20 protein-coding genes are annotated in these 24,090 nt (G+C 71.5%); 13 read left to right on the plus strand and 7 right to left on the minus strand.

Annotated features, from left to right (window positions below):
- Positions 1-48: 48 nt before the first annotated feature.
- A complete protein-coding gene (locus tag ACFYPA_RS32270; RefSeq protein ID WP_164404066.1) occupies positions 49-237 on the minus strand; it encodes a DUF5703 family protein in 189 nt (62 codons plus the stop codon).
- A gap of 47 nt (positions 238-284) precedes the next feature.
- On the opposite strand from ACFYPA_RS32270, the gene ACFYPA_RS32275 reads away from it, so the two are divergent.
- Positions 285-941, plus strand: a complete 657-nt coding sequence (locus ACFYPA_RS32275) for a hypothetical protein (RefSeq protein ID WP_359085967.1) — start codon at positions 285-287, stop codon at positions 939-941.
- Positions 942-1,021: 80 nt separating this feature from the next.
- Here the strand turns inward: ACFYPA_RS32275 and ACFYPA_RS32280 are convergent, their stop codons facing one another.
- Both ACFYPA_RS32280 and ACFYPA_RS32285 read right to left on the minus strand, forming a co-directional pair.
- On the minus strand, positions 1,022-3,244 hold the full coding sequence (locus ACFYPA_RS32280; protein ID WP_389135907.1) for a helix-hairpin-helix domain-containing protein: 2,223 nt from the start codon (positions 3,242-3,244) through the stop codon (positions 1,022-1,024).
- Positions 3,241-4,224 (minus strand): aldo/keto reductase, encoded by a 984-nt coding sequence (locus ACFYPA_RS32285; protein ID WP_359085965.1) that lies wholly within the window; start codon positions 4,222-4,224, stop codon positions 3,241-3,243. The genes ACFYPA_RS32280 and ACFYPA_RS32285 overlap by 4 nt, the downstream gene beginning before the upstream one ends.
- A gap of 140 nt (positions 4,225-4,364) precedes the next feature.
- Between ACFYPA_RS32285 and ACFYPA_RS32290 the strand changes: the two genes are divergently transcribed.
- Together ACFYPA_RS32290 and ACFYPA_RS32295 are read left to right on the plus strand one after the other, a co-directional pair.
- Complete coding sequence (locus ACFYPA_RS32290; protein ID WP_359085964.1) at positions 4,365-5,414, plus strand: LLM class F420-dependent oxidoreductase; 1,050 nt, start codon at positions 4,365-4,367, stop codon at positions 5,412-5,414.
- 259 nt (positions 5,415-5,673) lie between these two features.
- The gene (locus tag ACFYPA_RS32295; protein ID WP_359315956.1) at positions 5,674-6,462 is read left to right on the plus strand and encodes a ferritin-like domain-containing protein; all 789 of its coding nucleotides are present in this window, start codon (positions 5,674-5,676) and stop codon (positions 6,460-6,462) included.
- Between the two features lie 30 nt (positions 6,463-6,492).
- Here the strand turns inward: ACFYPA_RS32295 and corA are convergent, their stop codons facing one another.
- Entirely contained in the window at positions 6,493-7,479 is a 987-nt protein-coding gene (gene corA, locus ACFYPA_RS32300; RefSeq protein ID WP_359085962.1) for a magnesium/cobalt transporter CorA, read from the minus strand.
- Positions 7,480-7,541: 62 nt separating this feature from the next.
- Between corA and ACFYPA_RS32305 the strand changes: the two genes are divergently transcribed.
- From ACFYPA_RS32305 to ACFYPA_RS32325, 5 genes are all read left to right on the plus strand, one after another.
- Positions 7,542-8,264, plus strand: coding sequence for a histidine phosphatase family protein (locus tag ACFYPA_RS32305; RefSeq protein ID WP_359315959.1), 723 nt, complete (start codon positions 7,542-7,544; stop codon positions 8,262-8,264).
- Positions 8,265-8,369: 105 nt separating this feature from the next.
- Positions 8,370-8,960, plus strand: coding sequence for a DUF3090 domain-containing protein (locus ACFYPA_RS32310; RefSeq protein ID WP_359085960.1), 591 nt, complete (start codon positions 8,370-8,372; stop codon positions 8,958-8,960).
- Positions 8,924-9,763, plus strand: a complete 840-nt coding sequence (locus ACFYPA_RS32315; RefSeq protein WP_359315962.1) for an SCO1664 family protein — start codon at positions 8,924-8,926, stop codon at positions 9,761-9,763. The genes ACFYPA_RS32310 and ACFYPA_RS32315 overlap by 37 nt, the downstream gene beginning before the upstream one ends.
- A gap of 138 nt (positions 9,764-9,901) precedes the next feature.
- Positions 9,902-11,131 carry a cysteine--1-D-myo-inosityl 2-amino-2-deoxy-alpha-D-glucopyranoside ligase gene (mshC, locus tag ACFYPA_RS32320; protein WP_359085958.1) on the plus strand — a complete coding sequence of 410 codons (1,230 nt, stop codon included), beginning with the start codon at positions 9,902-9,904 and terminating at the stop codon, positions 11,129-11,131.
- 109 nt (positions 11,132-11,240) lie between these two features.
- A complete protein-coding gene (locus tag ACFYPA_RS32325) occupies positions 11,241-14,291 on the plus strand; it encodes an NPCBM/NEW2 domain-containing protein (RefSeq protein WP_389135914.1) in 3,051 nt (1,016 codons plus the stop codon).
- Positions 14,292-14,354: 63 nt separating this feature from the next.
- On the opposite strand, the gene ACFYPA_RS32330 is transcribed toward ACFYPA_RS32325, so the two are convergent.
- Entirely contained in the window at positions 14,355-15,413 is a 1,059-nt protein-coding gene (locus tag ACFYPA_RS32330; RefSeq protein ID WP_359315968.1) for a PAC2 family protein, read from the minus strand.
- Positions 15,414-15,670: 257 nt separating this feature from the next.
- Here ACFYPA_RS32330 and ACFYPA_RS32335 point away from each other — a divergent pair, with 257 nt between their 5' ends.
- The 5 genes from ACFYPA_RS32335 (at position 15,671) to ACFYPA_RS32355 (ending at position 21,510) form a co-directional block, all read left to right on the plus strand.
- Positions 15,671-17,008, plus strand: coding sequence for an L-fuconate dehydratase (locus ACFYPA_RS32335; RefSeq protein ID WP_389135917.1), 1,338 nt, complete (start codon positions 15,671-15,673; stop codon positions 17,006-17,008).
- The gene (locus tag ACFYPA_RS32340; RefSeq protein ID WP_359085954.1) at positions 17,005-17,784 is read left to right on the plus strand and encodes an SDR family oxidoreductase; all 780 of its coding nucleotides are present in this window, start codon (positions 17,005-17,007) and stop codon (positions 17,782-17,784) included. The genes ACFYPA_RS32335 and ACFYPA_RS32340 overlap by 4 nt, the downstream gene beginning before the upstream one ends.
- A gap of 113 nt (positions 17,785-17,897) precedes the next feature.
- A complete protein-coding gene (locus ACFYPA_RS32345) occupies positions 17,898-18,938 on the plus strand; it encodes a sugar ABC transporter substrate-binding protein (protein WP_359353018.1) in 1,041 nt (346 codons plus the stop codon).
- Positions 18,939-18,940: 2 nt separating this feature from the next.
- Positions 18,941-20,461 carry a sugar ABC transporter ATP-binding protein gene (locus ACFYPA_RS32350; RefSeq protein WP_389135922.1) on the plus strand — a complete coding sequence of 507 codons (1,521 nt, stop codon included), beginning with the start codon at positions 18,941-18,943 and terminating at the stop codon, positions 20,459-20,461.
- A complete protein-coding gene (locus ACFYPA_RS32355; protein WP_359085951.1) occupies positions 20,458-21,510 on the plus strand; it encodes an ABC transporter permease in 1,053 nt (350 codons plus the stop codon). Before ACFYPA_RS32350 ends, ACFYPA_RS32355 begins: the two co-directional genes overlap by 4 nt.
- An 84-nt stretch (positions 21,511-21,594) precedes the next feature.
- Here the strand turns inward: ACFYPA_RS32355 and ACFYPA_RS32360 are convergent, their stop codons facing one another.
- Together ACFYPA_RS32360 and ACFYPA_RS32365 are read right to left on the minus strand one after the other, a co-directional pair.
- A complete protein-coding gene (locus ACFYPA_RS32360) occupies positions 21,595-22,266 on the minus strand; it encodes a FadR/GntR family transcriptional regulator (RefSeq protein ID WP_359085950.1) in 672 nt (223 codons plus the stop codon).
- Positions 22,267-22,471: 205 nt separating this feature from the next.
- Positions 22,472-24,085 carry an FAD-dependent oxidoreductase gene (locus ACFYPA_RS32365; protein WP_389135926.1) on the minus strand — a complete coding sequence of 538 codons (1,614 nt, stop codon included), beginning with the start codon at positions 24,083-24,085 and terminating at the stop codon, positions 22,472-22,474.
- Positions 24,086-24,090: the final 5 nt, after the last annotated feature.

Raw genomic sequence — 24,090 nt, forward strand, 5'->3', positions numbered from 1 at the left:
CAGCACGGTGAAGGGAACGGGCCCCGCGGCAGCGGGGCCCGTTCCGTGTCACCAGGTGGCTCGTAGCTGGCGGATGATCCGCCGCCGCAGCCGCACCCGGCGGCTGCCGTCCAAGCGCAGCGTGAGTCGGTCCAACTCCCAGTGCCCGTACTCGGCATGGTCGGTCAACAGGCGGGCCGTATCCTTCCGGGACACCCCGCGCGGCACGTACACGTCGACAAATTCGTATTCCGGCATCGCATCTATTGTGCGGGCAGAGCCCGTGTACGGATAGCGTCTGCCCTATGTCTGATGCTGCGCAGCCCACTGCTGCCGAGGTACGCGCCGCCGCCGATGCGGTCAAGGCCGCGATCGACCACCACCTCGCGGCGGTCGAACGCCGGTCCGGGGACGATGACCCCGCTGTCTACGACGCGTTCAACGCACTGGCCGCTGCGGCCGAGGTCTACGACGAACTCCTCTACGACCGCCATGACGAGGTCACCCCCTTCGAGATTCCGGGGGGCGAGGACTCCCTGCCGCCGTACGCAGGCCCGGAGGAGCCGAACGCGCTCAGCGTGCTGATCCGCCGCGACTACGCGGTGGTGGAGCCGCAGCGGCTGCTCGCGCAGGCGCAGCGCATCGCGGACGTGGACCCCGAGGACCGCGGCGGCGAGAGCGCCGTGGTCGGCGGCAGCGTCCACGCGGCGCTGGGGGTGCTCTTCGGGGAGTACGAGGCGGACGAGATCGCCTCCCGGCACACGGAGTTCGGTCTGGAGGAGGGCGATTCCACGCTCTGGGTCGCGGCCGTGGACGAACTGCCGGAGCCGGGGGAGTGGCTCGGCGCCCCGTTCGACGACGCGGACCCCCAGCTGGTCGTCTGCCGCTTCGACGTCAGCGCCGTCTTCGACGAGGACGATCTGGACGAGGAGCTGGACGGGCTGACGCGGGACAGGACCTGATGCCTCGCCGCCGCTCCTGACCGATCCGTACCGGAGGGCCGGGCGGACGCGCACGCCGCGTCCGCCCGGCCCTCCGGCCGTCAGCCCTCGGACGCCTCCAGCAGCGTGCGCAGCCGGGTGGTGCGGGCCTCGGCGGGGGACTCGGCCACGGCGCGGGGCAGCGCCTGGTCGACGCCGTGCACCACGGAGAGATGCCGTTCGCCCCGGCTGAACGCGGTGTAGACCCAGGGGCGGCTCAGCCCCTGAGCCGCGTCACCGGGCAGGACGACGACGACCGCGGGCCACCGCATTCCCGCCGCCTGGTGGGCGCTCAGCGCCCAGGCATGCCGGACGGACGCGGCCACCCGCTCCTGCGGTACGACGACGGCGCTCCCCGCGCAGTCCAGGTGCAGGCCCTCGGCGTCGGCCGAGACGACCACCCCGGGCACGGTCCTGCCCGGCGCGGGGACATGGGCCACCCGGTCCCCGGGGTCGAAACCGCCGAAGCGGCCGGGGCCCGGGTTGAGCCGCTGCTTGAGCGCCTCGTTCAGCGCCCGGGTGCCGGCGGAGCCGCCATGGCCGACGGTGATGACCTGGGTGTCCGAGGACGGCACCCCGATGGCGCGCGGTACGGAGTCGGCGACCAGCTGCACCGTGCGGTGCACCGCCTCGCCCGCGTCCCGCGCGGGGACGATCACGACCTCCTTGCCCGGCGCCTCCACCTGGTTCAGCTCCCCGATGCCGATGCCGGACACCAGCTCGCCGATGGGACCTGGGTCCGGGGTGCGGGAGACGACCTGCGGGCAGGCGCGGGCGGCCAGCACATCGGCGAACACCCGCCCCGCACCGGCCGACCCCAGCACCCCCGGGTCACCGCTGAGCACCAGGCGGGTGCCGTCGGCGAGGGACTCCACCAGCATCGCGCCGGTCTCGACGTCCAGCTGCGGGGCGTCGAGCACGACGAGCAGGTCGAGGGCGAGCGCCCCCTCCTCGTCCCGCCCGGGGCCCTCCGCGCCGGTGAGCAGCCCCGCGAGCGTGACGGCCGCCGGGGCGTCGCCCACCGCGTCGGCCAGCCGCAGACGGCCGTCCACGCTGTGTGTGGCGCCCAGGGCGCGCAGGCCGAGACCGGCGGCTGCGGCGATCAGCGCCGCGGGCTCGGCCCGCGCCGCCTCACCGCCCGTGTGCGCCACGAGGCCGTGGGCCGCGGCCGTGCGGATCAGCTCGGCGGCCGAGGGGGAGGCGGCCGCGGTGGCGGCGTCCGACCAGTCGGCGTCCTTCTCGCAGGCGTTGACCAGCCGGGCGAGTCCGTCGGCGAGGCTCTCCTCCGCCAGTGCGTACCGGTCGAGGCCGAGGAAGACCTGTACGGGCTCCGCCCCGGCCGCCGGCTCCGCGCCCTCCTCGTCGCCCGCGTCGGTCTCCGAGGTCTCCCCCTCGCTCGCCTCGCCCTCCGGGCCGTCCTGGAAGACCAGGACCACGCCCTCGGCGATGGCGTGCCGCACCGCCGCTTCGGGGTCGCTCACCGACCGCCCGGCGAGGGCGGCGCGGACCTGCTCGGCGTCCAGCGCGGTGTGGCCCTGCAACGCGGCACGCTCCAGCAGCCAGCCCACCAGGGCCGCGGTGCGCCGCTCGTCGTCGGGTCCGCATCCGGCGCCCAGCAGCGCCCGGGCGAAGCCGTCCGCCTGCTCCGGGCCGACACCGGGCAGGGACAACAGCTGCCAGGGGTCCTGCCGCAGGGCCTCGCCGGCCTGTGCGCCCAGGGTGGCGGCCGCGGGCCCCGCCAGCGCCTCCGGAGCGCCTCCCTCGGCCAGCACGGCCGCCACGGCGGCGACGGCCTCCGGCGGCGCGCTCCGCACCTGGACGGGCTCGGCGGCCCGCTCGCGCACCGGCGCCGGGGCGGGGACGCTCCGGCGGGCCGGGGACGGGGCGGGGGAGTCGAAGAACGCGGCGCCGGGCTTCTCACCGCTCTCCACGGCCCGCACGGCCGCCAGCAGGTCGGCCGCCGGGCCGCTCAGCTTCGTGCCGGCGTCGATGGGGCCCTCCTTCTCGGCCTTGCGCTTCTCGATCCGCTCCAGCAGCTCGCGCTGGGCGGCCAGTTCCGCCTCGGCCTCGGAAGGCGCCGCGGAGGCGGTGGCGTCGCCCCCGGCGGTGTCCTCGGAGGCGGCGGGCCCGTCCGTTGCTCCGGGTTCCCCGGCCGTCTCCTCGTCATCGGCCCCCGCGACGGTCCCGTCGGCGGGTGCGGGCACGGTGGCGGGCTCGTCCGTGACGACGCCGTCGTCGTCGGTGGCCGAGGGGCCGGGGGATTCCCCCCGGGGAAGCGCAGTCACAGCGTGCTCCAGTCCTGGTCGGGATAGCGGTGCACGGGCGCCGACACATCGTCGAGCGCCTGGCAGATCTCGTCAGGAAGACTAAGCGCCTCCACTGACAATGCCTCCTCGAGCTGCCGCGCGTTGCGCGCGCCGACGATCGGGGCCACCACCCCCGGCCGGTCCCGTACCCAGGCCAGCGCCACCTGGAGGGCCGTGGTGGCCAGTCCCTCGGCCGCCGTGGCCACCGCGTGCACGATGCGGCTCGCCGGGTCGTCGAGATACGGCTCGACGAAGGGGGCCAGCAGTTCGGAGGCGCCGCGCGAGTCGGCCGGGGTCCCGGTGCGGTACTTGCCGGTCAGCACGCCCCGGCCCAGCGGGGAGGACGGCAGCAGTCCCACACCGAGGTCGAGCGCGGCCGGCAGCACCTCGCGCTCCACGCCCCGCTGCAGGAGCGAGTACTCCATCTGCGTACTGGCGAGACGGGTCCGCACCCCGGGCGAGGCGAGCTGCCAGGTCGCGGCCTTCGCCAGCTGCCAGCCGCAGAAGTTGGACACCCCCGCGTACCGGGCGCGTCCGCTGGAGACCGCGATGTCCAGCGCCTGGAGCGTCTCGTCCAGCGGGGTCATGGGGTCAAAGGCGTGGACCTGCCACAGATCCACGTAGTCCGTGCCGAGGCGTGCCAGCGAGGCGTCCAGGGCGGCCAGCAGATGCCCGCGCGAGCCGTTGAACCTGCGGTACGGATCGGCCACGCTGCCCGCCTTGGTGGCGATGACCAGATCGTGCCGCGGCACCAGGCCGGCGACGAGCTGCCCGAGCACGTACTCGGCCTCTCCGCCGCCGTACACGTCCGCCGTGTCGACCAGGGTGCCTCCCACCTCCCAGAAGGCCTTCAGCTGCTCGGCAGCGTCGTGCTCGTCGGTGTCCCGGCCCCAGGTGAGGGTGCCGAGCCCGATCCGGGACACTCGAAGGCCGGTGCGGCCGAGATGCCTCTGCTCCATGGGCGCTGAGATTACTGGCCATGGCCCCACGCGTCGCAGGCCCGGGGACAACCGGGGCCCGGGTGGCCCCTGCCGAATCGCCCTGCCGCGCGCTAGAGTCCGGAGCAAAGGGACGTTACTGATCAGTAAGGGGAGCGGCTATGCGGCTCGGCATCAATCTCGGTTACTGGGGTGCGGGAATGGACGGCGACAACCTCGCCGTCGCGCAGGAGGCCGACCGGCTCGGCTACGACGTCTGCTGGGCGGCCGAGGCGTACGGCTCCGACGCGCCGACCGTCCTGTCCTGGGTCGCCGCGCAGACCGAGTCCATCGACGTCGGCTCCGCGATCATGCAGATCCCGGCCCGTCAGCCCGCCATGACGGCCATGACCGCGGCGACCCTCGACTCCCTCTCCGGCGGCCGCTTCCGCCTCGGCCTCGGGGTGTCCGGGCCACAGGTCTCCGAGGGCTGGTACGGCGTCAAGTTCGACAAGCCGCTCGCCCGCACCCGGGAGTACGTCGAGATCGTCCGCAAGGCGATGGCCCGCGAGCGCCTCTCGTACGAGGGGCAGCACTGGACGCTGCCGCTGCCCGGCGGTCCTGGCAAGCCGATCAAGCTGACCGTCCACCCGCAGCGCGAGCACATCCCGCTGTACATCGCCGCGATCGGGCCCAAGAACCTGGAGCAGACCGGCGAGATCGCCGACGGCGCCCTGCTGATCTTCCCGTCCGCCGACCACCTCGAGGACACCGCGATGAGGTATCTGCGGGCGGGGCGCGAGAAGGCCGGCCGGACGATGGACGGCTTCGACGTCTGCCCGACGCTGCCGCTCGCCGTCGGCGACGACGTCAAGGGCCTCGCCGACATGTTCCGGCCGTACACCGCGCTGTACGTCGGCGGCATGGGCAGCCCCAAGCAGAACTTCTACAACCAGCTCGCCCAGCGCATGGGGTACGAGAAGGAAGCCGCCGAGATCCAGGAGAAGTACCTGTCCGGCGACAAGGCCGGGGCGGCGGCCGCCGTTCCGCACCAGCTGATCGACCAGACCACGCTGCTGGGATCGGTGGAGCGGATCGCCGACCGGATGCAGGCGTACGCGGCCGCGGGCGTCACGACCCTGACCCTCGCCCCCGCGGGCTTCACGCTCGACGAGCGCATCGCCGCGCTGCGGGCCGGCACCGACGCGCTGGAGCGCTCCGGGCTCGCCTAGGGCGGACCGCGGAGGCCCGGGGCCGGGCAGCACTACGGCCGTGGTGGGGGCTCGGGGGTCCTCCCCGCCACGGCCGTCACGAGGAACAACGCGAGCGGGGCGGTTGGGTTACGGGGCCTGTGCGGAAACGGTTCGCCACATGGGGTGCGCAGCCGGCGTGGGTCACCCGTTCGGCCCAGGGTGTGAGCGCTCCTGTTGCCCACCCGGGCCGGGCGCATTTGACTGTCGCACGGCGGACGCCCGCACGGAGGTGGCAGTGATGCTCTCGGCAAAGAACCTGTTCCAGGAGATTCTCGACGACGACGGCTCGTTCCGGTTGTTCTGCTCCATCGCCGCCAGCGGGGAGTCCCAGGGCGGCTGGGAGAACGGCCGGATCGCGGCCCTCGTGCCCGCGAGCCAGCGCGCGCTCGCCCCGAAGATCGCCCGGCACGGCGCCGACGAGGACAAGCACGGGCGGATCTTCCACGCCCTGCTGAGGAAGCGCGGGCTGACAGCGGTCCCGGTCCCGGAGGACACCGACTACACGATGCTCCTGGAGAAGCACGGCATCGGACTCGCCCACGAGCAGCTGGGACGCGAGGAACCCCTCACCGAGCACGACATCATCACCTACCTCGCCCACAGCCGGGTGACCGAACAGCGCGCGTCCGAGCAGATGCGGCTGCTGCTCAGGTACTTCGCCGACCACCCCGACCTGGGCCGCGCGGTCAGGATGATCTCGAACGACGAGGACAACCACCTCGCGTACTGCCACGAGGAGCTCCTGCGCTTCGCGGCGGCCGGCCACGGCCGGACGATCCAGCACACCCTGCGCGTGTGCGCCCTCGCCGAGATCCGGGTGTACCGGGACGTCAGCCTGGCCGTGATGGAGCACATGGGCCGCGTCCTGGGCTGGTCCCGGGCCAGGGCCGCGGCGCTCGCGGCGGGGATTCACGCCGTGTACGCGTACGAGCGGCTCCTCGGCTGGCGGCGCATGGTCAGTCTGGCGCCTCCCGGGACGGCCGACGCGCTGGGCGGACCGGTCGCACCGGCGCCCGAATTCGCCTGAGCGCGGGCTACCGGCCCGCTCATCCGGTCGTCAGAGCCAGCCGCGGCGCTTGAACTGGCGGTACAGCCCGACGACCGCGCCCGCCATCAGCAGGATGACGGCCGGGTACGCCCAGACCCACCGCAGCTCCGGCATGTGCTCGAAGTTCATGCCGTAGATCCCCGCCACCATGGTCGGCACGGCGGCCATCGCCGCCCAGGCCGAGATCTTGCGCATGTCGTCGTTCTGCCGCACCCCCATCTGCGCGAGATGCGCGGACAGGATGTCGGAGAGCAGCCGGTCCAGCCCCTCCACCTGCTCGTTGGCGCGTGTCAGGTGGTCCTGGACGTCCCGGAAGAACGGCTGCGAGTGCTCGTGGACGAACGGCACCCCGGCGCTCGCCAGCCGGGCCATGGGCGCGGCCAGGGGGACCGTCGCCCGGCGGAACTCCAGCACCTGGCGCTTGAAGGTGTAGATGCGGGCCGCGGTGCTCTTGGAGTCGCCGCTGCCGTCCGGGGCGAAGACCCGCGTCTCCAGCTCCTCCAGGTCGACCTGGAGCTCACCCGCGACATCGATGTAGTGGTCCACGACCGCGTCGCTGATCGCGTACAGGACCGCCGTCGGCCCGTGCTTGAGCACATCGGTCTCGGCCTCCAGACGGCGGCGGACCGCGGCCAGGGGTGCGCCCTCGCCGTGCCGGACCGTCACCACGAACGAGTCGCCTATGAACACCATCAGTTCGCCCGCGCTGACGGTGTCGCTCTCGTGCTCGTACACGATCGGCTTGATCACCGCGAACAGCGAGTCGTCGTACACCTCCAGCTTCGGCCGCTGGTGCGCCGACAGCGCGTCCTCCACCGCGAGCGGATGCAGCCCGAACTCGCTGCTGACCAGTTCGAACTCCTTCTCCGTCGGCTCGTGCAGGCCGATCCAGAGGAACGCGTCGCCGTAGGCCCGCGCCTCGTCCAGGGCATCGGAGAAATCGGCGGGGCCGTCGGTGCGGCGTCCGTCGCGGTAAATGGCACAGTCCACGATCACGCGCGCATTCTTCCCTGCTCCGGCCCCCGGCGCACCTTTGGGGAGGCCCTACGCTTGCCGGTATGCCGACCCTGATCCTCGTACGCCACGGACGCTCCACCGCCAACACCTCCGGGGTGCTCGCCGGCCGCACCCCCGGTGTCGCGCTCGACGAACGCGGCACCGAGCAGGCCGCCGCACTCCCCGGCCGGCTGGCCGCCCTGCCCCTCGTCGCCGCCGTCAGCAGCCCTCTGCAACGCTGCCGCGAGACACTCGCGCCGCTGCTCGCCGCCCGGCCGGAGCTGGAGCCGCACACCGAGGAGCGGATCAGCGAGTGCGACTACGGCGACTGGTCGGGGCGCAAGCTCGCGGAGCTCACCGACGAGCCGCTGATGACGGTCGTCCAGCAGCACCCCTCCGCCGCGGCCTTCCCGGGCGGCGAGTCGATGCGGGCGATGCAGGCACGCGCCGTCGACGCGGTACGGGACTGGAACGCGAGGATCGAGGCGGAGCACGGCGAGAACGCCGTCTACGTGATGTGCTCCCACGGCGACATCATCAAGTCACTCGTCGCCGACGCCCTCGGCATGCACCTGGACCTCTTCCAGCGCGTCCACGCCGACCCGTGTTCCGTCACCGCGATCCGCTACACCAGGCTGCGCCCGTTCCTGCTGCGCCTCGGCGACACGGGCGATCTCGCCTCGCTGGCGCCCCGCGAACCGGCGCCGGACGCGAGCGCCGGGCCGGGTGCGCGGACCGGCGGCGAAGGGGACGCGGCGGTCGGCGGCGGCGCTGGGGCACCGTGATCGCTCCGCGCAGTAGGGTGGACGCGCCGCAGGCGCCTTACCGGGAGGACTCTCCCGGGCCCCGGCCGACCCTCATATGCCGTCAATTTTCAAGGGAGACAGGACGTGTCCCGTCAGGTGTTCCTCTACGACCCCCCGGACCGTTTCGTGGCCGGTACGGTCGGGCTGCCTGGACGTCGTACGTTCTTCCTGCAGGCATCCTCAGGCGGACGTGTCACCAGCGTGGCCCTGGAGAAGACCCAAGTCGCCGCGCTCGCCGAGCGGGTGGACGAACTGCTCGACGAAGTGGTGCGGCGCACCGGCGGTAACTCGCCGGTCCCCGTCGTCGCCCCGATGGACGTCACCGACACCGCTCCGCTCGACGTCCCCGTCGAGGAGGAGTTCCGGGTCGGCACCATGGCGCTCGCCTGGGACGGCGACGAACAGCGCATGATCGTCGAGGCGCAGGCCCTGGTCGAACTGGACGCGGAGTCCGTGGAGGACCTCGCCGAGGCCGAGGAACGGCTGCTCCAGGACGAGGAGAACGGCCCGCCGATGCTCCGGGTCCGGCTCAGCGGCGCGCAGGCCCGGGCCTTCGCCAAACGCGCCTTGGACGTCGTGAACGCCGGCCGCCCCCCGTGCCCGCTGTGCAGCCTGCCGCTCGACCCGGAAGGACACGTATGCCCGCGCCAGAACGGATACCGCCGCGGGGCCTGACCGACGACCGGCTGATCACCCTGCTCGGCAAGGGGCGGCTCACGGTCCTCGGACAGGTCCGCGGGGCGTCCAACGCGGTGCTCTACTGCTCGGTCGCGTACGAGGGTGAGGAGGCGACGTGCGTCTACAAGCCGGTGGCGGGCGAGCAGCCCCTGTGGGACTTCCCCGACGGCACCCTCGCCCAGCGCGAGGTGGCCGCCTACGAGGTCTCCGAGGTCACGGGATGGGGCCTGGTGCCCCCGACCGTGCTCCGGGACGGCCCGTACGGCCAGGGCATGTGCCAGCTCTGGATCGAGGCGGCCCCGCAGGACGAGGACGACCCCGGGCTGCTCGCGCTCATCGAGGACGAGGAGCCGGGCGAGGGCTGGAAGCCCGTCGCCCTCGCCGAGGTGGCGGAGGGGAAGACGGCGCTGCTGGTGCACGCGGACGATCCGCGGCTGCGACGGCTCGCGGTGCTCGACGCCGTGATCAACAACGGCGACCGCAAGGGCGGTCATCTGCTGCCCGCGCCCGACGGCCGGCTGTACGGCATCGATCACGGTGTGACCTTCAACGCGGACGACAAGCTGCGCACACTGCTGTGGGGGTGGGCCGGGGAGCCGCTGACGGCGGAGGCCGTCGAGGTGCTGGACCGGCTGGCAGCGGAGCTGGAGCCGGGGGCCGCGCTGGTCACCCGGCTGGGCGAACTGATCACCGCCGCCGAGATCGAGGCCCTGCGGGCCCGGGTGGCGGCGCTGCGGGGCACGGGACTGCACCGTGAGCCGAGCGGCGAGTGGCCGGCCATCCCGTGGCCACCGGTGTGATCAAGCCCCCGTGACCGCCGCCGGGCCCCGGGAGCCGCCTGGGCATGCACCTTCCCGGCCGGGACACAAGAGTGCGTCTTCGGTCAGGATCACCCCTCCGGTTCGTATCCGGAAGCCGCGTCCGGTTACGCTCGTGGCATGCATGCCTGGCCCGCTTCTGAGGTCCCCGCCCTGCCTGGCAAGGGCCGCGACCTTCGGATCCACGACACCGCGACCGGCGGACGGATCACCCTTGACCCCGGTCCCGTCGCCCGCATCTATGTCTGCGGCATCACGCCGTACGACGCGACCCACATGGGTCATGCGGCGACCTACAACGCGTTCGACCTCGTTCAGCGCGTGTGGCTCGACACCAAGCGGCAGATTCACTATGTCCAGAACGTGACCGACGTGGACGACCCGCTACTGGAGCGGGCCGTGCGCGACGGACAGGACTGGACCGAGCTCGCCGAGCGCGAGACGGCCCTGTTCCGTGAGGACATGACTGCCCTGCGCATGCTCCCGCCGCAGCACTACATCGGAGCCGTCGAGGCGATACCCGGCATCGTGCCGCTCGTCGAACGGCTCCGGGACGCGGGCGCCGCCTACGAACTCGACGGCGATGTGTACTTCTCCGTCGACACCGACCCGCACTTCGGCGAGGTTTCCAACCTGGACGCCGACGCGATGCGCCTGCTCTCCGCCGAACGCGGCGGCGACCCGGACCGTCCGGGCAAGAAGAACCCGCTCGACCCGATGCTCTGGATGGCCGCCCGCGAGGGCGAGCCGAGCTGGGACGGGGCCTCGCTCGGCGCCGGCCGGCCCGGCTGGCACATCGAGTGCGTCGCCATCGCCCTGGACCACCTCGGCATGGGCTTCGACGTCCAGGGAGGCGGCTCCGACCTCGCCTTCCCGCACCACGAGATGGGCGCCTCGCACGCCCAGGTGCTGACCGGCGAGCATCCGTTCGCCCAGGCGTACGTGCACGCCGGCATGGTCGGCCTGGACGGCGCGAAGATGTCCAAGTCGAAGGGCAACCTGGTCTTCGTCTCGGCGCTGCGCCGCGACGGCGTGGACCCGGCGGCGATCCGCCTCGCCCTGCTCTCGCACCACTACCGCTCCGACTGGGAGTGGACCGACCAGGTGCTCGCCGACGCGGTGGCACGGCTCGCCCGGTGGCGCGCCGCCGTCTCCCGGCCCGACGGGCTGTCCGCCGACGCGCTGGTGCAGGAGGTCCGTGAGGCCCTCGCCGACGACCTGGACGCCCCGACGGCCCTGGCCGCCGTGGACCGCTGGGCGGAGCGGCAGACCGCCGAGGGCGGCACGGACGAGGGTGCTCCGGGTCTCGTCTCGCGCACTGTCGACGCCCTGCTCGGTGTCGCTCTGTAACTGCCCGCCGTACGACGTCCGTTCACCGGCCCCGAACTTCTTGATGAAGTTCGGGGCCGGTTCCGTTTTGTCCATGGTCAAATGCTCGATGCTGCGCTAAAAGCACTCTATGCAATCAACAACGCGCATCAGAGGGGCAGTAGTTGCAGCGCTGCTGGGCTTGCTCGCCGCGGTCTCCGGACCAGGCAGCGCACAGGCGGCGGAGCCGGCCGAACCGGTCGGCACGACGGTCGGGGACCTGACCGGCTTCACGGCCGACGGGCCCGTCTACCGGCTGAGCGCGGGCGCCGCGAAGGCCCGCGTCAGCTTCGTGTCCGAGGAGACCTTCCGTATCGAACTCGCCCCCGACGGCACGTTCGAGGACCCCGCGGGCGACGCCATCGTGCTGCCGCAGGGGGCTCCGCCCCGCACCCGGTGGAAGGAGCGGGCCGACCGCTACGACCTCTCCACGGGCGACGTCACCCTGCGTGTCTACAAGTCGCCTCTGCGGTTCGCCCTGTACCGGGCCGACGGCAGTCAGGTCTGGTCCGAGGCGAAGGGGCTGAGCTGGGACGGCGAGAAGACCACCCAGACCCTGGCCCGCGGCGCCGACGAGCAGTTCTACGGCGCCGGCATGCAGAACGGCCGCGGCAACACCTCGCACCGGGACAAGACCGTCGAGGTCGGCGTCGACTACGACTGGGACGACGGCGGGCACCCCAACTCGGTGCCGTTCTACCTCTCGACGGCCGGCTACGGGGTCTTCCGCAACACCTTCGCGCCGGGCACCTATGCCTTCACCGACCCGGTGAGCACCACCGAGCAGGAAAGCCGCTTCGACGCCTACTACTTCGCGGGTGACAGCGCCAAGGACGTCATCGGCCAGTACACGAAGCTGACCGGCAAGCCGTTCATGCCCCCGGTCTACGGACTGGAGATGGGCGACTCCGACTGCTACCTGCACAACGCCAACCGCGGTGAGCGCCGGACCCTGGACGCGCTGAAGGTCGCCGACGGCTATGCCGAGAACGACATGCCGAACGGCTGGATGCTCGTCAACGACGGCTACGGCTGCGGGTACGAGGACCTCGCAAAGACCGCGAAGGGGCTCCAGGACCGCGACATGGAGCTCGGCCTGTGGACCGAGGACGGCATCGACAAGATCGCCGACCAGGTCAAGGCCGGCCAGCGCGTGGCCAAGCTGGACGTGGCCTGGGTCGGCGAGGGCTACAAGTTCGCCCTCGACGGCTGCAAGGACGCGTACAAGGGCATCGAGGACAACAGCGACGCCCGCGGCTTCACCTACGCCCCCGAGAGCTGGTCGGGCGCGCAGCGCTGCGGTGTCCAGTGGTCCGGCGACCAGTACGGCACCTGGGACTACATCCGCTGGCAGATCCCGACCTACGCGGGCGCCACGATGTCCGGTCTCGCCTACACCACCGGTGACGTCGACGGCATCTTCGGCGGCAGCGCCAAGACGTACACCCGTGACCTCCAGTGGAAGATGTTCCTGGGCACCACGATGACCATGGACGGCTGGGCGGCCAGCGACAAGCAGCCCTTCCGCTACGGAGAGCCGTACACCTCGGTCAACCGCGACTACCTCAAGCTCAAGGAGTCGCTGCTGCCCTACCAGTACTCCTACGCCCACGAGGCGACGAAGACCGGTGTCGGCATGGTCCGCCCGCTGGCGCTGGAGTACCCGGACGACCCCAGGGCGGCGACGGACGCGGCGAAGTACGAGTTCATGTCGGGCGAGGACTTCCTCGTCGCCCCCGTCTACCAGGACAGCACCGAGCGCGACGGCATCTACCTGCCGAAGGGCACCTGGACCGACTACTGGAGCGGGCGGACATACCAGGGGCCGGTCACCGTCGACGACTACAGCGCTCCGCTCGACACGCTGCCGCTGTTCGTCAAGGGCGGTGCCGCTGTGCCGATGTGGCCGGGCATCCGTTCGTACAAGGACCGCACCGCCACCTCCGCGCTCGCGTGGGACATCTACCCGCAGGGCCGTTCCTCCTTCACGCTGTACGAGGACGACGGCGTGACCCGGCAGCACCGCGACGGCGCGTACGCCACCCAGCGGGCCGACGTCCGCGCACCTGCCGAGGGCGGGGGCGACGTCACCGTGGACATCGGTGCGAGCAAGGGGAAGTTCACCGGGAAGCAGGCCACCCGCCCGTACGAGTTCAGCGTGCACACCGGTTCCGCGCCCAGTGCGGTGAAGCTCTCCGGCAAGCTGCCCCGGCTGGACTCGGCCGCCGCGTACGCGGCCGCGAAGCAGGGCTGGTGGTACGACCGCGACGACCGCGGCGGTGTGGTGAAGATCAAGACCGCCCCGCTGTCCACCGGCAAGAAGTTCTCCGTGAAGCTGGAGAACACCAGTGCGATCGGCGGGCGTGACGCCGCCGCGGCAGCCGTCCTCTCCGCGCCCCAGGGGCAGGAGATCGGCGCGGGGGCCACGGGCACCGTCGCCGTCGACGTCACCGCGGGCTCGGCCGATGTCACGGACGCCGTGGTCTCGCTCGACGTCCCCGAGGGCTGGCGGTCCACTCCGGCTCCCGCCGTGGACCGGATCAGGGCCGGCACGACCCGGCGGGTCGAGGTGCGGGTCACCCCGGCGAAGGACGCGAAGGTGGGCGAGGCGCGGATCACCGCGCTCACGCGCTACCGCTCGGCGGGCGAGTCCCGCACGGCGCTCCAGCGCTTCGCCCCGGCCGTGATGCCGGCGCCGCCCACCGGTGAGGCCTGGGCGAGCGACCTGGAGTGGCTGACCTCCACCAACGGGTACGGGCCGGCGGAGCGCGACCGCAGCAACGGCGAATCGGGCGCCGCGGACGGACACCCGCTGACCCTGGCCGGGAAGGTGTACGAGAAGGGGATCGGCACCCATGCCGACTCCGACATCGAGGTCTACCTCGGCGGACAGTGCTCGAAGTTCACCGCCGACGCCGGGATCGACGACGAGATCAACGGCTACGGCGAAGTGGCGTTCTCCGTCGAGGCCGACGGCAAGGTGCTGTGGACCTCGCCCAAGGTGACCGGAGCGTCGGCGACGGTGCCGGTCGACGTGCCGCTCGACGGCGCGCGGCACGTGCGTCTGAAGGTCACGGACACCAACGGGTCCAAGACCGGCGACCACGGGGACTGGGGCGCGGCGCGCTTCGTCTGTTCCTGAATGCCGGAAGCGACGCAGGGGAGCCGGGCGGGTACGCACCCGCCCGGCTCCGCGCTGCCCGTCTCAGTCCTCGGAGGGATCGTCCGGGGAGCCGTCCGACGAATCCTCCGGTGGCTCCGGTGGCCCGCTGCTCGCGGTACCGCCGGCCGGCGGGGCACCCTTCCCGGGGCCGGTCTCGGGCCTGGACGGCTTCGGCGGCCGGGCCCGGCCGCTCGGCGGATCACGCAGGTACGAGCCGTCACCGCTCTCCGTGGCGTGCCCGCCCGGGGCCTGGGCGGGACCGGGGTCCCGGCGCCTCAGATAGCGCTCGAACTCCCGGGCGATGGCCTCACCGCTCGCCTCGGGCAGCTCCGCGGTGTCCCGGGCCTCCTCCAGCGTCTGTACGTACTCCGCCACTTCACTGTCCTCGGCGGCCAGCTGGTCGACGCCCAGCTGCCAGGCGCGTGCGTCCTCGGGCAGTTCACCCAGGGGAATGCGCAGCCCGATGAGGTCCTCCAGGCGGTTCAGCAGCGCCAGGGTGGCCTTCGGGTTGGGCGGCTGCGAGACGTAGTGCGGCACCGCCGCCCACAGACTCACCGCGGGCACACCCGCGTGCGTGCACGCCTCCTGGAGGATGCCGACGATGCCGGTCGGACCCTCGTACTTCGTCTCTTCCAGGTCCATGGTCCGTGCCAGATCCGGGTCGGACGTGACACCGCTGACCGGCACCGGCCGGGTGTGCGGGGTGTCGCCGAGCAGCGCACCGAGCACCACCACCATCTCGACGCCCAGTTCATGGGCGAAGCCCAGGATCTCGTTGCAGAACGAGCGCCAGCGCATCGACGGCTCGATGCCCCGCACCAGGACGAGGTCGCGGGGCTTGTCGCCGCCGATGCGGACCACGGAGAGCCGGGTGGTCGGCCAGGTGATCTTGCGCACCCCGCCGTCCAGCCAGACCGTCGGGCGGTTGACCTGGAAGTCGTAGTAGTCCTCGGCGTCCAGCGCCGCGAACACCTCGCCCTTCCACTCCCGGTCCAGGTGCGCGACCGCCGTGGAGGCGGCGTCACCTGCGTCGTTCCACCCCTCGAACGCGGCCACCATGACCGGGTCGATCAGCTCGGGAACGCCCTCGAGCTCGATCACCCAGGCCTCCTTCCGAAGTTCCCTTGCGTACGGAACAACCTTACGGCTTCCGGCCACTCCCGCCGAAGCCCTTGCACACCGTGGGACGAAGCCGGTCTGCCCGGGTGTGTCACCGGTCGAAGCCGAGCAAGCGGTGGCGTTATACATCCGAGCTGTGCGGGTCAGTTTCCGCTCAACCCTGGACGTTGGGGCCTTCAGGGCGCTATACATCGGATGACCAGAGCAGAGGTCCGATGTTATTTCCCCTGGGGGCGCACATGAGTCAGACCGTCACGGATTTCGAGGTCCACGACATCCGTTTTCCGACCTCGGAACAACTGGACGGTTCGGACGCCATGAACCCCGACCCCGACTACTCGGCCGCCTACGTCGTCCTGCGCACCGACGCCGCGGACGGTGACGACGGCCCTGTCGAGGGACATGGCTTCTGTTTCACCATCGGGCGCGGCAACGAGGTGATGGCCGCCGCCATCGAGGCGCTGCGGCCCTACCTGACCGGCCGTCCGGTGCCCCGGACCGCTGCCGACCTCGGCGAGCTGTACCGCGACCTCACCCACGACTCGCAACTGCGCTGGCTAGGCCCCGAGAAGGGCGTGATGCACATGGCGGCCGGCGCGGTCCTCAACGCCGCGTGGGACCTGGCGGCCAAGCACGCGGGGAGACCCGTCTGGGAGTTCCTGGCCGGGATGACGCCCGAGGAGCTCGTCTCCCTCGTCGACTTCCGGTACCTCACCGACGCCCTCACCCCCGAGGAGGCGCTCGCGATCCTGCGCGCCGCCGAGCCGGGCCGGGGCGAGCGCGCGGAGCGGCTGCGCGCCGAGGGATATCCGGCCTACACCACCTCGCCCGGCTGGCTCGGCTACTCCGACGACAAGCTGGTGCGGCTGGCGAAGGAGGCCGTCGCCGACGGCTTCACCCAGATCAAGCTGAAGGTCGGCGGCACCATCGGCGACGACGTCCGCAGGCTCTCGCTCGCCCGGGAGGCCGTCGGCACCGACGTACGGATCGCCGTCGACGCCAACCAGCGCTGGGACGTCGCCGACGCGGTGGAGTGGATGACCGCGCTCGCGCCGTACGACCCGCACTGGATCGAGGAGCCGACCAGCCCCGACGACGTCCTCGGCCACGCGGCCGTGCGCGCCGGCCAGCCGGTCAAGGTCGCCACCGGCGAACACGTCGCCAACCGCGTCGTGTTCAAGCAGCTGCTCCAGGCCGGAGCGGTGGACTTCGTCCAGATCGACGCGGCACGCGTCGCCGGCGTCAACGAGAACCTGGCGATCCTGCTGCTCGCCGCCAAGTTCGGCGTGCCCGTCTGCCCGCACGCGGGCGGTGTCGGACTGTGCGAGCTGGTCCAGCACCTGTCGATGTTCGACTACGTGGCGGTCTCCGGCACCTGGGAGGACCGGGTGATCGAGTACGTCGACCACCTCCACGAACACTTCGTCGACCCCACCGTGATCGAGTCCGGGCGCTACACCGCTCCGGCGGCGCCGGGCTTCTCCGCCCGGATGCACCCCGAGTCGATCGCCGCACACCGCTACCCGGAGGGCCCCGTATGGCAGGCCCGCCGCACCGATGAGGAGGACGGCCGATGACCGGCACACACGACTTCGAGGGAATGAACGCTCTGGTGACGGGCGGCGCCTCCGGCATCGGGGCCGCCGTCGCGACCATGCTGCTGGAGCGCGGCGCCCGCGTCGCGGTCCTCGACCGGGAGACGGCAGGGGCGCCCGAGGGCGTCCTCGCCGTCACGGCGGACGTCACCGACAACGCCGCCGTCCGCGAGGGTGTGGACCGCGCCGCCGCGGAATTCGGTTCCCTGCACACGCTCGTGTCCAACGCGGGCATCGGCTCCATCGGCAGCGTGGAGGACAACGACGACGACGAGTGGACCCGGGTCCTGGACATCAACGTCCTCGGCATGGTCCGCACCGCCCGGCACGCCCTGCCGCACCTGCGCAGGGCCGCCGCCGAGCGCCCCGGCGCCGTATCGATCACCCACACCTGCTCCATCGCCGCGACCGCGGGGCTGCCCCAGCGCGCCCTGTACAGCGCGAGCAAAGGCGCCGTCCTCTCCCTGACACTGGCGATGGCCGCCGACCACGTCCGCGAGGGCGTCCGCGTCAACTGCGTCAACCCGGGCACCGCGGACACCCCGTGGATCGGCCGGCTGCTCGGCCGCGCCGATGACCCGGCCGCCGAACGCGCGGCCCTCAACGCCCGGCAGCCGCTGGGCCGGCTGGTCTCCGCCGACGAGGTGGCCGCAGCGATCCTCTACCTCGCCAGTCCGGCCGCGGCCTCCGTGACGGGCACGGCACTGGCCGTCGACGGCGGCATGCAGGGACTGCGCCTGCGCCCCGCCGACAGCTGAAACCGGGACGCGCGGTCCGCACCGGAGGGCCGGGACCGCACCTCTCGCAGCACGCACCCCCGCAACGCCATCAGATCCTTCGAGCCGCTACTCCACAAAGGAACGGGACACCAATGAGAGTGCGTACGACGAGTGCGGCGGCCTGCGCCGTACTGCTGGCCGTCACTGCCCTCGCGGGCTGCAACCGCGAATCGTCGGACAGCGGCGCGGGCAGCGAGAAGGTCGGCATCGACCTGCCGCGCAGCGACAGCGACTTCTGGAACTCCTACCAGACCTACGTCGAGAAGGGGGTGAAGGACGGCGAGGTGAAGGCACTGCCGCTGACCAACTCCCAGAACGACATCGGCAAGCTCGTCGCCAACGTCCAGACCTTCGCCGACCAGGGCGCCAAGGCGGTGGTGATGGCCCCGCAGGACACGGGCGCGATCACCGAGTCGCTCAACACGCTGAACGAGAAGAAGATCCCCGTCATCAGCGTCGACACCCGCCCCGACAAGGGCGACATCTACATGGTGGTGCGGGCCGACAACAAGGCGTACGGGACGAACGCCTGCAAGTACCTCGGCGAGCAGCTGAAGGGCAAGGGCAAGGTCGTCGAGTTCCAGGGCGACCTGTCCTCCATCAACGGCCGTGACCGGTCCGAGGCCTTCAAGGCCTGCATGGACAAGGACTTCCCCGGCATCGAGGTCTTCGAGCTGGCCACCGAGTGGAAGGGCGACGTCGCGTCCGCCAAGCTCCAGTCCACCCTGGCCGCGCACCCCGACATCAACGGCATCTACATGCAGGCGGGCGGCGTCTTCCTCCAGCCCACCCTCGCGCTGCTGGAACAGAAGAAGCTGCTGAAGCCGGCCGGTACCCCGGGCCACATCACGATCATCTCCAACGACGGCATTCCGGAGGAGTTCGACGCGATCAAGGCCGGGAAGATCGACGCGACGATCTCCCAGCCCGCCGACCTGTACGCGAAGTACGCGCTGTACTACGCCAAGGCGGCCCTGGAGGGCAAGACCTTCAAGGAGGGCCCCACCGACCACGACTCGAACATCATCAAGATCCCGAACGGCTTCGAGGACCAGCTCCCCGCGCCGCTGGTGACGAAGGACAACGTCGACGACCCGAAGCTGTGGGCCAACCAGCTGGAGAAGAAGAGCTAGTCATGGACCAGGGACCACCACCTGCCGTACAGGCGGAAGGCGTCGTCAAGCGCTTCGGGCCGACCGTGGCGCTCGACGGGGTGAAGCTCACGGTGCGCCCCGGTGAGTCGCACGCACTCGTCGGACGCAATGGCGCGGGCAAGTCGACGCTGGTCAGCGTACTGACCGGACTCCACAAGGCGGACGCGGGCACCGTCACGTTCGGCGGGGAGCCCGCGCCCGCCTTCGGGGACACCAAGGCCTGGCAGTCGAGGGTCGCCTGCGTCTACCAGAAATCGATGGTCGTCCCCGACCTGACCGTCGCGGAGAACCTCTTCCTCAACCGGTTCGACGAGAATTCCCGCTGGATCAGCTGGGGAAGGCTGCGCAGACGCGCCGAGCGGCTCCTCGCCGACTACGGAGTGCAGGTCGACCCGAACACCCGGGCGCGCGACCTCGCCGTGGAGCAGCGGCAGTTCGTCGAGATCGCCCGGGCGCTGTCCTTCGGCGCCCGGCTGATCATCCTCGACGAGCCGACCGCACAGCTCGACGCCCGCGGTATCGGGCGGCTCTTCGACAAGCTCCGGGAACTGCAGGAGCAGGGAGTGGCGTTCCTCTTCATCTCCCACCACCTGCAGGAGGTGTACGAGCTGTGCACGGCGGTCACCGTCTACCGGGACGCCCGCCACGTCATGACCGCCCCGGTGGCCGACGTCACGAAGGACGACCTGGTGTCGGCGATGACGGGGGAGAAGTCCGACGGCGCCGTCGCCTGGCACGCGTCCCGCGCGGCCACGCCACCCGACCTGTCCACGGAGCCCGTTCTGCGTACGCAAGGCCTCAACCTGGACGGCTGGTTCGAACCCCTGGACCTCCAGGTGCGCCCCGGTGAGGTGCTCGGCCTCGCCGGTTCCGCGGCCAGCGGCAACACCGCACTGGGCGAGGTGCTGGCGGGCATGCGCAAGGCGGACGGCGGCACCGTCCGGGTGCACGGCACGACCGTGCGTGCGGGAAGCGTGCCGCACGCGCTGGATGCCGGCATCGGCTACATCCCCGAGGACCGGCACGACCAGGGCCTCGTCCTCGGGCGCAGCGTCGCCGAGAACGCCACCCTCACGGTGACCGACCAGCTCGGCCCGTGGGGGACCGTACTGCCCTCCCGGACCCGGGAGTTCGCCCGGGCCATGATCAGCTCGCTGGACATCAAGACCCAGGGGCCCGAGCAGGCCGTCTCCGGGCTCTCCGGCGGCAACCAGCAGAAGGTGGTGGTCGCCCGCGCGCTGGCCCGCAAGCCCAGCGTGCTGGTGGCGGTCCGGCCCACCGCGGGTGTGGACATCAAGTCCAAGGACTCGCTGCTCGGGGTCGTACGGCAGGTCGCCGACGAGGGCAACGCGGCGGTGATCATCTCCGACGAGCTGGAAGACCTACGGGTCTGTGACCGCGTACTCGCCCTGTTCCACGGGCGTGTGGTCGCGACATTCGCAAGCGGGTGGGCCGACGGAGAACTCGTCGCCGCCATGGAAGGTGTGGGGGAAAGGCAATGACCGGCACGGTGAGGCCCCCGGCGGCCGAAGAGATCGAGAGCGCGCTGAAGGGCCCGCTCGCGGGCGACGGCCCGCTGAACCGGCTGAAGCTGATCCGGTGGGGCGACTTCTCGCTGGTGCCGGTGATCCTGGTGGTGATGCTCATCGGGTTCATCGTCTCGCCGGTGTTCCTGACGTCGGAAAACCTGATCAACGTCGTCCAGCAGTCCTCCGAGCTCAGCCTGCTCGTGCTGGCTCAGGCCTTCATCCTGATCTGCGGACGGATGGACCTGTCGCTGGAGTCGACGATCGGCATCGCACCGGTCATCGCGCTGTGGCTGGTCCTGCCCGCCGACAGCGATCGATTCGCGGGTGTGGGGGTGATGCCCGGCTGGATGGCGATCCCGCTCTGCCTCCTCGCCGGAATGGCGATCGGCGCGTTCAACGGCTTCCTGATGCTGAAGCTGCGGGTCAACGGTTTCATCGCGACGCTCGGCATGCTGATGATGCTGCGCGGTCTTCACAACGGCATCTCCGAGGGCAAGTCGATCATCGACGTCCCGCCCTCCTTCAGGTACCTGGGCAAGGCCTCCTGGTTCGGAGCTCCGGCGGCTGTCTGGATCTGCCTGGTGCTGTTCGCCGTCGGCGGTGCGGCGCTGGCCTGGACGCGCCACGGGCGCTCGCTCTACGCGATCGGCGGCAATCCTGAGGCGGCACGGGCCGCCGGCATCCGGGTCGACCGGATCACCTGGATCGTCCTGGCGGTCGGCGGGCTGCTCGCGGCCTTCGCGGGCATCCTCTACACCGGTCACTACGGATCGGTCGGGGCCACGCAGGGCAAGGACATGATCTTCGAGGTCATGGCGGCGGCCGTGATCGGCGGAATCGGTCTGAAGGGAGGCCGCGGCACCATCTTCGGCGCGCTCACCGGCGTACTCACCCTCCGGCTGGTCGTCAACGTGATGACCCTGGCCGGTGTTCCGGGCCAGTGGGAGAAGTTCCTCAACGGAGCCATCATCATCATCGCCCTGGTCGCCTCGCGCTACGCGAGCCGCGAGGAACAGGACTGAGAACGGGGGCGCCCACAGACGCCGGACGGGCTGAATCTGCCCGTCCGGCGTCTGAGGACCGGAGCCCCGGCCCCACCTCCGCGGCTAGAGCGTCGACCGCAGCCACTGCTCGACACTCGCCACATGCGCCGTCGCCCACGCCCGCGCGGCCTCCGCGTCGCGGTCCCGCAGCGCCGAGACGATCGCCCGGTGCTCGTGGAGCGTGCGGCTCACCGCGTCCTCCTGGGTCAGACCGCGCCACACCCGCGCCCGGGTCGTCGGGCCAGACAGCCCGTCGAGCAGAGAGCACAGCACCGAGTTGCCGGACGACTGCACGATGCCGCGGTGGAACTCCAGATCGCAGGCCACCAGTTCCTCGACCGACGGGCGCTCGCCCAGCGCGTCCAGCTGGGCGCTCAGCGCGTCCAGCTGCTCCTCACTGATCCGGCTCGCCGCCATCGCGGTCGCGGCCGGCTCCAGGATCCGGCGGACCGCCAGGAACTCCAGCACCGTGTCGTCGCGGTGGAAGTCCACCACGAAACTCAGCGCCTCCAGCAACAGCTGCGGATCGAGACTGGTGACGTAGGTGCCGTCGCCCTGGCGCACATCGAGAATGCGGATCAGCGACAGGGCGCGCACCGCCTCCCGCAGCGAGTTGCGGGACAGACCGAGCTCCGCGGCGAGTTCGCTCTCCTTGGGGAGACGATCGCCGGGCCGTAGCGCACCCGAGACGATCATTTCCTTGATCTTCTCGATGGCCTCGTCAGTGACAGCCATGGGCGACCTCCAGACATCCGATGTATCGCACCATTATGCGTTGCCGCCGACGGCCGGCGCGCCCTTCGGCCCGAGCGGTGCGAACAAGCCACGCCGATTCGCCCGGATCCGTACGGAGTAGTCCTGAACGGCCCTGCGGTGAACCGGCACCCGCACCGCGAAAAGAGGGGGCGGCGTCCATGGACGCCGCCCCCTCCCCGATGGCTCAGCTCCTGCGGTCGTCCAGCATCGACTCGACGCCGGCCCGGATGTCGTCCGTCGCCAGGCCCCGGATCGTCAGCGTCGTCCGGCGACGCAGCACGTCGTCCGCGGTCTCGGCCCACTCGTGGTCGCGCGCGTAGGCGACCTGCGCCCAGATCTCCGGCGCGTCGGGGTGGATGCGCCGGCCGAGCTCCGGGTTCTCGTTGGCCAGCCGGGCGATGTCGAAGGACAGCGAACCGTAGTGCGTGGCCAGGTGCCGTGCCGTGTCGGCCGCCATCCGCGGACCCGGCGTACCGCCGTCGACCAGCAGCCGGTGCGCCACCGCGTTGGGGTTGGCGATCCCGGGCAGCGGAAGCTTCCTCGGCAGCCGGGCCATCGGCTCCATGTCCTCGGCCAGGGGGTGCCCGGGCAGCGCGGCCAGCTTGTTCATCACCGTACGGCCGATGTGGCGGAACGTCGTCCACTTGCCGCCCGCGACCGACAGCATCCCGCCGCGGCCCTCGGTCACCACCGTCTCGCGCTTGGCCTTGGAGGTGTCACCGGGCCCGCCCGGCAGCACCCGCAGACCCGCGAAGGAGTACGTGATCAGATCACGCGACAGCTGCTGGTCCCTGACCGAGAACGCCGCCTCGTCCAGGATCTGCGCGGTGTCCTTCTCGGTCACCGCGACATCCGCCGGGTCGCCCTCGTACTCCTCGTCCGTCGTGCCGAGCAGCAGCATGTCCTCCCACGGCAGGGCGAACGTGATGCGGTACTTGTCGATGGGCGTGGCCAGCGCGGCCTTCCACGGGCGGGTGCGCTTGAGCACCAGGTGCGCCCCCTTGGACAGACGTATCGAAGGCGCCGCGTTCGGGTCCTCCATCTTCCGCAGGTGGTCGACCCACGGACCGGTGGCGTTCAGCACCAGCCGGGCGGTCACACCGAACTCGGGGCCGTCCTGACGGTCCTGGAGGTCGGCGCCCGTCACCCTGCCCTTGGTGAACCGCAGCCCGGTCACCGCCGCGTGGTTGAGGACGGTCGCGCCCGCCTCGACGGCCGCGCGGACCGTCATCAGCGCCATCCGCGCGTCGTTCATCTGGTCGTCGCCGTACACCGCGACGGCCTTCAGGTTGTCCGTACGCAGCTCGGGCACATCGCGCCGGGCCTTCGCCGGGCTGATCACGTGACCGACGCCGTCCCCGAAGGCGGACAGCGCCGAGTAGGCGAACACACCCGCGCCCAGCTTCGCCGCGCCGTGCGGCCCGCCCTTGTACACGGGGAGGTAGAAGGTGAGCGGGTTGGCCAGGTGGGGGGCCACCTGACGCGATACCGCACGGCGCTCGAAGTGGTTCTCCGCGACCAGCTTCACCGCACCGGTCTGCAGGTAGCGCAGACCGCCGTGGAGCAGCTTGGAGGAGGCGGAGGAGGTGGCGCCGGCGAAGTCGCCCGCGTCCACCAGGGCCACCCGCAGCCCGGACTGCGCGGCGTGCCAGGCGGTGGAGATGCCCAGGATGCCGCCACCGATCACCAGGAGGTCGTACGTCGCCTTGGAAAGCTGCTCCCGTGTCTCGGCGCGGCTCGGAAGGGAGCCGGAGGCCGGGTGCGTCCCGAGGGCGGGGACGCTCTGCAGGGTGGTCATGGTGT

Origin of the sequence: Streptomyces sp. NPDC005775, assembly GCF_042871565.1 — a bacterium.
GTDB lineage: Bacteria > Actinomycetota > Actinomycetes > Streptomycetales > Streptomycetaceae > Streptomyces.

Bases quoted from the DNA above. Each gene is read 5' to 3' on its own strand.
- ACFYPA_RS32270 (WP_164404066.1), bottom strand. From the start codon at position 237: ATGCCGGAATACGAATTTGTCGACGTGTACGTGCCGCGCGGGGTGTCC.
- ACFYPA_RS32275 (WP_359085967.1), top strand. From the start codon at position 285: ATGTCTGATGCTGCGCAGCCCACTGCTGCCGAGGTACGCGCCGCCGCC.
- ACFYPA_RS32285 (WP_359085965.1), bottom strand. From the start codon at position 4,224: ATGGAGCAGAGGCATCTCGGCCGCACCGGCCTTCGAGTGTCCCGGATC.
- ACFYPA_RS32290 (WP_359085964.1), top strand. From the start codon at position 4,365: ATGCGGCTCGGCATCAATCTCGGTTACTGGGGTGCGGGAATGGACGGC.
- ACFYPA_RS32295 (WP_359315956.1), top strand. From the start codon at position 5,674: ATGCTCTCGGCAAAGAACCTGTTCCAGGAGATTCTCGACGACGACGGC.
- ACFYPA_RS32305 (WP_359315959.1), top strand. From the start codon at position 7,542: ATGCCGACCCTGATCCTCGTACGCCACGGACGCTCCACCGCCAACACC.
- ACFYPA_RS32315 (WP_359315962.1), top strand. From the start codon at position 8,924: ATGCCCGCGCCAGAACGGATACCGCCGCGGGGCCTGACCGACGACCGG.
- mshC (WP_359085958.1), top strand. From the start codon at position 9,902: ATGCATGCCTGGCCCGCTTCTGAGGTCCCCGCCCTGCCTGGCAAGGGC.
- ACFYPA_RS32325 (WP_389135914.1), top strand. From the start codon at position 11,241: ATGCAATCAACAACGCGCATCAGAGGGGCAGTAGTTGCAGCGCTGCTG.
- ACFYPA_RS32335 (WP_389135917.1), top strand. From the start codon at position 15,671: ATGAGTCAGACCGTCACGGATTTCGAGGTCCACGACATCCGTTTTCCG.
- ACFYPA_RS32340 (WP_359085954.1), top strand. From the start codon at position 17,005: ATGACCGGCACACACGACTTCGAGGGAATGAACGCTCTGGTGACGGGC.
- ACFYPA_RS32345 (WP_359353018.1), top strand. From the start codon at position 17,898: ATGAGAGTGCGTACGACGAGTGCGGCGGCCTGCGCCGTACTGCTGGCC.
- ACFYPA_RS32350 (WP_389135922.1), top strand. From the start codon at position 18,941: ATGGACCAGGGACCACCACCTGCCGTACAGGCGGAAGGCGTCGTCAAG.
- ACFYPA_RS32355 (WP_359085951.1), top strand. From the start codon at position 20,458: ATGACCGGCACGGTGAGGCCCCCGGCGGCCGAAGAGATCGAGAGCGCG.
- ACFYPA_RS32360 (WP_359085950.1), bottom strand. From the start codon at position 22,266: ATGGCTGTCACTGACGAGGCCATCGAGAAGATCAAGGAAATGATCGTC.
- ACFYPA_RS32365 (WP_389135926.1), bottom strand. From the start codon at position 24,085: ATGACCACCCTGCAGAGCGTCCCCGCCCTCGGGACGCACCCGGCCTCC.